The following is an 8,323-nucleotide window of genomic DNA, read 5'->3' as shown; positions in this document are numbered from 1 at the left end:
TAAGGGCTGGAGCGATGCGCTGCCGCAGGAACTGGCTGAAAATGCAGCACTCTATCTGTACCAGTCCGGTCACAACCCGGCCTACCAATACACGGCGAGGACTTTAGCGGAAAGTTTCCGCACCCGGATTCCGCAAAAACCGGTGCTGAACAGCGAGCCATGCTATGAGCAGATGGGCTACAGCCGTCTGGCTTACGGACGCCATCGGCGGGAGGACTGCCGCCGTATCCTTTGGACAAGCCTGCTTTCGGGTGCTTGCGCGGGCGTCACCTACGGTGCCCACGGCGTCTGGAACTGGTATAAGCCCGGTATGCCGGAAAATCCCGTCAGCGGCGAGGGCTTTTTGCAAGCGCCCCTTTGCACGGACGCTTTGGGGCTGCCCGGCGCAGAGGATTTCGCATTTGCCCGGCAGCTATGTGAGCGTTGGGGCAGATGGGATTTTACCCCCTGCCCGGAGGTGCTGCTTGCCTACCGGGAGGAGGTTCCCGCCGCCCGCAGCGGTGTGCGCACCGTGCTGTATCTGCCCACAGCGGCGCCGCTTCCGCTGGCAGATACCCTTTCTGTGCAAAAAATATACTTTATAGATTTGGAAACCCGAAAAACACTGCCGGCACACTGCCTCTACAAGGCAGGGGTCTTACATTTGGAACAGGCTCCCTGTTATCGGGACGCATTACTGATTATAGAAGGAGAATCATCATGCTGAAGCTGAACACAACCGAAAAGAACTGGGCAAGCACCACCGCGGCACGCTTTGAGCACAAGCTGCGCGCCGTGCGCGAGCGCAGCGCCGAGAAAATCCCCAACCGTGCCGTGGACGGTGTACACAACAACAAAGCCGATGGCGGCAGCTACACCCCCGATGACGGCCTCTGCTGGTGGACAAACGGCTTTTGGGCGGGAATGCTCTGGCAGGCCTGCCACGCGACCCATGATGACCGCTATGCCGAGATTGCCCGTTACACCGAGCGCCGCCTGGATGAGGCGTTCAACATTTACTTGGGGCTGCACCATGATGTCGGCTTTATGTGGCTGCCCAGCGCCGTGGCGGACTACCGCCTGACCGGCGACGCCGATGCCCGCCGCCGCGGCCTGCACGCCGCCCAGCTGCTGGCAGGGCGGTTCAACCCGGCGGGGTTCATCCGCGCGTGGAACGACATCCCCGGCTCCGACTCCGACACCCGCGGCTGGGCGATCATCGACTGCCTGTTCAACATTCCGCTTTTGTATTGGGCGAGCGAGGAAACCAAGGACCCGCGCTTTAGAAAAATTGCGATGACCCACGCCGACACCGTGGCGGCAAACTTTATCCGCGCAGACGGCAGTGTGCGCCATATCGTGGAGTTTGACCCCGAAACCGGCGCGTTTGTCCGCGATTACGGCGGGCAGGGCTATGCGCGGGGCTCCAGCTGGACGCGCGGGCAGACCTGGGCGCTCTACGGCTTTGTGATGAGCTACAAGCACACCGGTGCGGTGCGCTACCTTGCGATGGCGCAAAAGGTGGCGGAGTATTTTATTGCGCATATCCCCGCAGACGGGCGCATCCCGGTGGACTTCTGCCAGCCCGCCGAACCGAAATATTATGACGACATTGCCGCCGCCGTGGCCGCCTGCGGTCTGATCGAGCTGGCAATCCTTGTGCCGGACAGGCAGGACGAATACCTGACCCCTGCGCTGAAAATGCTGCACGCGCTGGATGACACCGTCGACTGGGACGAGGCGCACGATGGCTACCTGCAGTATTGCAGCGCCGACTACCACGGCAAGGAGCACAATGTCAACTTTACCTACGGCGATTACTATTTCTATGAGGCACTGCTGAAGCTGACCGGGGACGAGGTTTTTTTGTGGTAAGGGGAGAACACAATGCGTGAAATTCTGAACCGTTACACCTTGGGCGGGCTGACCGCCGTCTACCGCCGCGAAGAGGATATTGTCGAGCTGCTGCTTGTGCCTGCGGGCAGCGAGGGCGGCATTGCCCGTGCCGACTGCGCCGCCGAGCCACTCATTCAAGCCAAGCTGACCGAGGACGATGCCCCGGCGTTTTTCAGCGGCGGGCGCACGATGCGCAACAGCCCCACCGTAAAAGCCATGCGGTACGCCGGGCAGACTGCACAAAAATCTGCCGATAAAACAGTCGTTGTGACAAAGCTGACCGACCCGCGCGGCCTTGCCTACACCCACACACTTACCCTCTACGCCGGCAACCCTGCTGCGGAGGTCGTGACAAGTGTGGAGAATACCGGCAGCGAAGCCCACACGCTGGAGATGCTGTCGAGCTTTACGCTGGGCAGTCTGTCGCCGTTTTCGGAAGGGCTTGCGCCTGAAAGCCTGAAAATCCACCGTCTGCGTTCAACATGGAGCGCCGAGGGGCGCTTGGTGACCGAAGCTGCCGAGGATCTGCAGCTGGAGCCGAGCTGGAAGTGCTACTCCGCCAACAGTGTGCGGTTCGGCAGTGTGGGCAGCTTTCCCGTGCGCGGCTTTGTGCCGTTTTGCGCGGTGGAGGACACCGCCCACGGCGTGACATGGGCCGCCGCCACCACGCAGGGCAGCAGTTGGCAGATGGAGCTGTATCGGCAGGATTTCGGGCTGTCCCTGTCGGGCGGGTTGGCGGATCGGGAGTTCGGCACATGGTGCAAGACCCTTGCCCCCGGCGCGCGCTTCACCGCGCCCAAAGCGGTGCTGACCGCCGTGTGCGGCGGTGCGGACACGGCGGCGCAGGTGCTGGCTGAAAACACCCGCCGCGCCATCGAGCCGCTTTTGCCCGCATCGGAAAAGACCCTGCCTGTGCTGTTCAACGAATTCTGCTCCACATGGGGCAAGCCCACCGAGGAAACCGTCCTGCGCCATGTCCGCGCGCTGAAAGGCAAAAATTTGGGCTTCTACGTCATTGACGCGGGCTGGTACGATGATGACGCCTTTGAGGCGGCAGCCAAATTGGGCAGATGGGAGCTGAGCCGCAGGGCGTTCCCGCACGGTCTTAAATATGTCGTGGACGCGATTCACAACGCCGGGATGAAGGCCGGCATCTGGTTCGAGTTTGAGATGGCCGGGCGGGACGAACCGGACTGCTTTACCAAAACGGACTGGCTGCTGACCCGCGACGGGCGGCCCATCACGGCAGGTGACCGCCGCTTTTGGGATATGCGCAAGCCCAAGGTGCAGGAGTATCTGGCGCACAGGGTCATTGATTTTCTGCGTGACAACGATATTGACTATATGAAGGTCGATTACAACGAAACCATCGGCCTTGGCTGTGACGGTGCGGAAAGTCTGGGCGAAGGGCTGTATGAGCAGATTCTGGCAAGTCAGCAATTTTTTGCCCGCATCCGCCGCGAGCTGCCCGACTTGGTGCTGGAGCTTTGTGCATCGGGCGGGCATCGGCTCTGCCACAGCTTTTTGGAGCTTGCCTGTATGGCGAGCTTCTCCGATGCGCACGAGTGCGATGAAATTCCCATCATTGCCGCCAATATGCACCGTATGATTTTGCCGCGCCAGAGCCAGATCTGGGCGGTGGCCAAGGCAGGGCAGCCGCTGCAAAAGCTGTACTACCAAATCTGCAGCGGGCTTCTGGGGCGGCTCTGCTTTTCCGGCGAGCCGGACGCCCTCTCGGCAGCGCAGTGGACTGTTATGGACGAAGGCACGGCATTTTACGGCAAGGCGGCCTCCATCATAGACCACGGCGTCAGCCAGCGGTTTGGTTCCCGCATCGTCAGCTACCGCGCGCCCAGGGGCTGGCAGGCAGTCGTGCGGCGCGGTGAAACGCAGACGCTTGTCGTTGTACACACCTTCGGCGCAGCGCCCGAAGCCGTCACCCTGCCGGTGGGCGGCAAAATCGCCGCACAGTTTATGCGGTATGGCCTGACGGTGACGCACCTTGACGGCCAACTGACCGTGCATGGGTTTACCGATTTTGACGCCGCCGCCTTTATCTTGGAAAACGAGGGCTGACTTATGAATACCATACAAAATCCGATCCTTCCGGGCTTTGCGCCCGATGCCAGCGCCCTGCATGTGGGCGAGGATTACTACATTGCAACCTCCACCTTTGAGTGGTGGCCCGGCATTGAAATTTATCATTCCAAGGATTTGGTCAACTGGGAGTGGGCCGCTGCGCCCATTGCCCGGCGCGATATGGTCCCGAGTGAGCTGCTGGGCAACTACAATTCCGGCAGCCTGTGGGCGCCGCATCTCTCCTACGCGGACGGGCTGTTCTGGCTGGTTTATACCGATGTCAAAAGCTCGACTGCCTTCAAGGATACCTTGAACTATGTCGTCACTGCGCCAAAAATCACCGGTCCGTGGAGTGAACCGACCCTTGTCACCGCCAGCGGCTTTGACCCGGCGCTTTTTCACGATGACGACGGACGCCACTATTTCTTGAATATGCTGTTTGACTGGCGGCTGGAAAACCCCGGCTTTGCCGGGACTGTCATTCAGGAGTTTGACCCCGTCACGCGGCAGCTGGTGGGCGAGCGCAGGCACTTTTACCGCGGCACATCTCTAGGTGTCTGCGAGGGGCCGCAGATCCTCAAAAAGGACGGCTGGTATTACCTGCTCTGCGCGGCGGGCGGCACGGGCTACCTGCACGCCGCCACAGTCGCGCGCGCCAAAACGCTGGACGGCCCGTGGGAGGATTCGCCCTATTTCCCGCTGCTGACCGCGCGGGACGATGCCGCCAACCCGCTGCAAAAAAGCGGTCACGCCTGTTTTGTCGAGATCGGTGGCGAGTGGTACATCACCCACATCTGCGCCCGCCCCCTGACGGAGCGCGGAAACTGCACGCTGGGGCGCGAAACCGCTCTGCAAAAAATCGAGTGGACGGACGGCTGGCCGCGCCTGGCCAACGGCACGCACCACCCGGAGCTGGTCATTTCCGCGCCGAAAGCGGCAGGGAATGTCCGGCAGCTTCTCGACCACAGCGAGCGCGTGACCTTTGCACCGGACAAGGACCTGCCCCATACCTTTAAGACATTGCGCACACCGCTGACCCCCGAAACCGATTACAGCCTGACGGCCCGCCCCGGCTGGCTGCGGCTCTACGGCGGGCAGACGCTCTCCAGCCACCACAAGCAGACGCTGTTTGCCCGCCGCTGGCAGCATTTTGCATTTACAGCAAAGGTAAAAATCGACTTTGTACCGCAGAATTTCCAACAGGTGGCGGGGCTGGTGCTGTTCTACGATACCTGCAACTGGATCTACGCCTATATCACACGGGACGAGCGTATCAACGCCCGCACGCTGCAAATTCTGCGGTGCGATTTTAAGGATTTCACCTACGGCAGCGAGGCAGTCCCCCTGCCGGACGGCGAAATTTCGCTGAAGGTGTGCGTAAACGGCGCAGAGGCTCAGTTTTATTACAAGGCTGACGGCGGCTGGCAGCCCTTGGGCGATGTTCAGCCCGCCGACCACCTCAGTGATGACTATGTCGAGACCCGCCGCGGGCGGTGCGCCTTCACCGGCGCGATGGTCGGCATCTGTGCGCAGGATATGGATGCCCACCAAAGCCACGCGGATTTTGCCTGTTTTGACTATGAGGAACAGCGATGAAAAACGGAGCACTTTGGCTTGACACCGACGGGCGCGGCATTCAGGCGCACGGCGGCAGCATTTTGCAGCACAACGGCATTTTTTATTGGTACGGTGAGAACAAGGATACCGACACGCACAACCGCAGCGTGGATTTTGTGGGGTTTTCCTGCTACAAAAGCCGCGACCTGCTGCACTGGGAAAACTGCGGTCTTGTACTCTCGGCTGTCAATGAGTTGGGACACGACCTGCACCCGGACAGCGTCTGTGAGCGCCCCAGTGTGCTATATAACGCAGAAACGCAAAAGTTTGTGCTGTGGTTTCATCTGGATAACCGCCGCTACACCCGCGCCGAGGTCGGGCTTGCCGTGAGCAACACCCCGACCGGGCCGTTCACCTACATGGGCAGTCAGCGCCCCGGCAGCCATGACAGCCGTGACTTCACGGCGTTTCAGGACAGGGACGGCAGGGCGTATCTGTTCTGCTCGTCCGACTGGAACGCCACTATGCGCGTCTGGGAGCTGGACAAAACCTACACAAAATTGACCGGCAGCGGCAAGGAAATTTTGATCGATCAGGCGCGCGAGGCCCCGGCGCTGTGGCACAGCGGCGAGAAATATCTCATGTTTTCATCGGGCTGCACCGGGTGGAGCCCCAATACGATGCTGTACGCCGAGAGCAGCGCGATTTTCGGCAGCTGGCGGCTCATTGACGCCCCCTGCCGCGGCCCCGGCGCCCGCCGGACCTTCGGCGCACAGAGCGCCGCCGTGTTTGCCGCAAACGGTCAGCCTTACCTTCTGCTGGATCACTGGCACCCGGACGATCTGCGCAATTCGGGCTACACGATTTTGCCCATCACCTTTGAAAACGGCTTGCCTGCGCTGAACTGGCAGGACGAATGGATGGGCATCTGAGGAGGATTTTTTTATGTATTATCTGGGCGTTGACCTGGGCGGCACCAACATCAAGGCCGCCCTTGTAAGCGAAAGCGGCGAAATTGTAAAGGAAGCCGCCGCCCCCACCAACCTGCCCCGCACGGCGCAGGAGGTCTGTGACGATATTGCCGCGCTGTGTCTGCAGCTCAGCGCGAGGGAGCAGGTCGCCGGCATCGGTGTGGGCTGCCCCGGCACAGTGTGTGACGGCGTAGTGCTTTACTCCAACAATCTCGACTGGCACGATTTTGCTATGGCGGACTACTTGCAAACCAAAACCGGGCTGCCTGTCTGCCTCGGCAACGATGCCAATGTGGCTGCCCTCGGCGAAGCGCTGGCGGGCTGCGCCAAAGGGGCACAGAGTGCGGTGATCCTGACGCTCGGCACCGGCGTCGGTGCGGGCGTTGTGCTGGGCGGAAAGCTGCTGACCGGCTATACCGGCGCAGCATCCGAAGCCGGACACATGGTAATTGCCGACGCGCCCGATGCCCCGCTGTGTACCTGCGGGCGGCGCGGCTGCCTTGAATCCCTCGCCAGCGCCACGGCGCTGATCCGCATGACGCGCGAAGCACGCCGCACCCACCCGGAAAGCCTGCTGAACACTCTGGCACCCACCGAAGCGGATGTCAACGGGCGCACGGTTTTTGATGCCGCTGCGCAGGGGGATGCCGCCGCCAAAGCCGTTGCGGACGACTACATTCACCATCTGGCAGTCGGCGTGGCAAACCTAATCAATATCTTTTTCCCGGAGGTCATCGGGCTGTCCGGCGGCGTGGCAAATCAGGGCGAAAACCTCTTAAAGCCGCTGCGTGCCGCCGCAGCGCCGATGGTGTTCGGCAGCGCCTTTGCCAAAAAGCATACCCGCATCACGACCTGTACGCTCGGCTACCGGGCGGGCGTCATCGGCGCGGCACTGCTGGCAAAGCAGGAGATGTGAAGCATGGCAGAAATCAAGCTGAAAGTCATCGGTGCAGCGGGCGACACGCTGGCCGTCAGCCGCGCGGGAGAGCGCATCTCGCTGGTGCATACAGCCCCCTACGCGGACGGCGATTGGATCGCGCTGGAATGCGACGAGCCGGGCCTGTACTGTGTGGTGCAGCTCGAGGACACGATGCCCCCGGCACTCGTATACATCAGGGAGCGCGGGCTGGATTTTCCCATTCCGCCCGCCGACAACCGCGTCAATTACAGCCCGCGCAGCTTTACCGGCACCTGCCATCTGCTGCGCGCCCGCCTTGCCACGGCGGAGGAGGTCGCCGCGCGGCGGAACCTCGCGTTCAACCCCTACGACTGCCACGGCAGCCACGGATTTTACCCGCACGCATCCGCTAATGTGGAAACGCGTGGCGAGGCTGTGTTTGCCGCGCGCAATGCCGTGGATGGCATTTATGAGAACGATGCCCACGGCACATGGCCCTACCAAAGCTGGGGCATCAACCGCGACCCCAACGCCGCACTCACGCTGGACTTTGGCCGCCCGGTCACCATCGACGAGCTGCGCCTGACCCTGCGCGCCGACTTCCCGCATGACGCCTGGTGGACCCAGGCCACCGTGGAATTTGACGACGGCAGCCGCGAAGTGCTGGAGCTGAAGAAGTCCGCCGCCCCGCAGTGCTTTGCCATCGCCCCGCGCACGGTCAAGAGCCTGAAGCTGTTTGAGCTTAAAAAGGCGGACGATGCCTCGCCGTTCCCGGCGCTGACGCAGATCGAAGTCTGGGGAACGGAGGGATAATTCTATGCCGATACTCAAATTGACCCCGAGCTGCAAGGATTATCTGTGGGGCGGCAGCCGCCTGCGCACCGATTTCGGCATCAAGAGCGACCTTGAACCGCTGGCCGAAGCGTGGGTGCTGTCCTGCCAC

At 61.6% G+C, this 8,323-nt stretch carries 7 protein-coding genes; all 7 read left to right on the top strand.

Translation table 11 applies throughout. The features are described from left to right. The coding region (locus B5D32_RS13920; protein WP_143402784.1) for an apiosidase-like domain-containing protein at positions 1-706 on the top strand (706 nt) is incomplete at its 5' end. Beyond that, the gene (locus tag B5D32_RS13915) at positions 700-1,854 is read left to right on the top strand and encodes a glycoside hydrolase family 88 protein (protein WP_078785575.1); all 1,155 of its coding nucleotides are present in this window, start codon (positions 700-702) and stop codon (positions 1,852-1,854) included. The genes B5D32_RS13920 and B5D32_RS13915, both read left to right, overlap by 7 nt. Before the next feature lie 12 nt (positions 1,855-1,866). Next, positions 1,867-3,951 (top strand): glycoside hydrolase family 36 protein, encoded by a 2,085-nt coding sequence (locus B5D32_RS13910; protein ID WP_078785574.1) that lies wholly within the window; start codon positions 1,867-1,869, stop codon positions 3,949-3,951. Between the two features lie 3 nt (positions 3,952-3,954). Beyond that, positions 3,955-5,550: a glycoside hydrolase family 43 protein gene (locus tag B5D32_RS13905; RefSeq protein WP_078785573.1), complete on the top strand. Its 1,596-nt coding sequence runs from the start codon at positions 3,955-3,957 to the stop codon at positions 5,548-5,550. After that, positions 5,547-6,443 (top strand): glycoside hydrolase family 43 protein, encoded by an 897-nt coding sequence (locus B5D32_RS13900; protein ID WP_078785572.1) that lies wholly within the window; start codon positions 5,547-5,549, stop codon positions 6,441-6,443. Before B5D32_RS13905 ends, B5D32_RS13900 begins: the two co-directional genes overlap by 4 nt. Before the next feature lie 13 nt (positions 6,444-6,456). Beyond that, the gene (locus tag B5D32_RS13895; protein ID WP_078785571.1) at positions 6,457-7,398 is read left to right on the top strand and encodes an ROK family protein; all 942 of its coding nucleotides are present in this window, start codon (positions 6,457-6,459) and stop codon (positions 7,396-7,398) included. A gap of 3 nt (positions 7,399-7,401) precedes the next feature. Continuing rightward, a complete protein-coding gene (locus B5D32_RS13890) occupies positions 7,402-8,193 on the top strand; it encodes a carbohydrate-binding protein (RefSeq protein WP_078785570.1) in 792 nt (263 codons plus the stop codon). Positions 8,194-8,323: the final 130 nt, after the last annotated feature.

Source organism: Gemmiger formicilis, from assembly GCF_900167555.1.
Taxonomy (GTDB): domain Bacteria; phylum Bacillota; class Clostridia; order Oscillospirales; family Ruminococcaceae; genus Gemmiger; species Gemmiger formicilis.
This window is presented reverse-complemented; position numbering and strand designations above follow the sequence as displayed.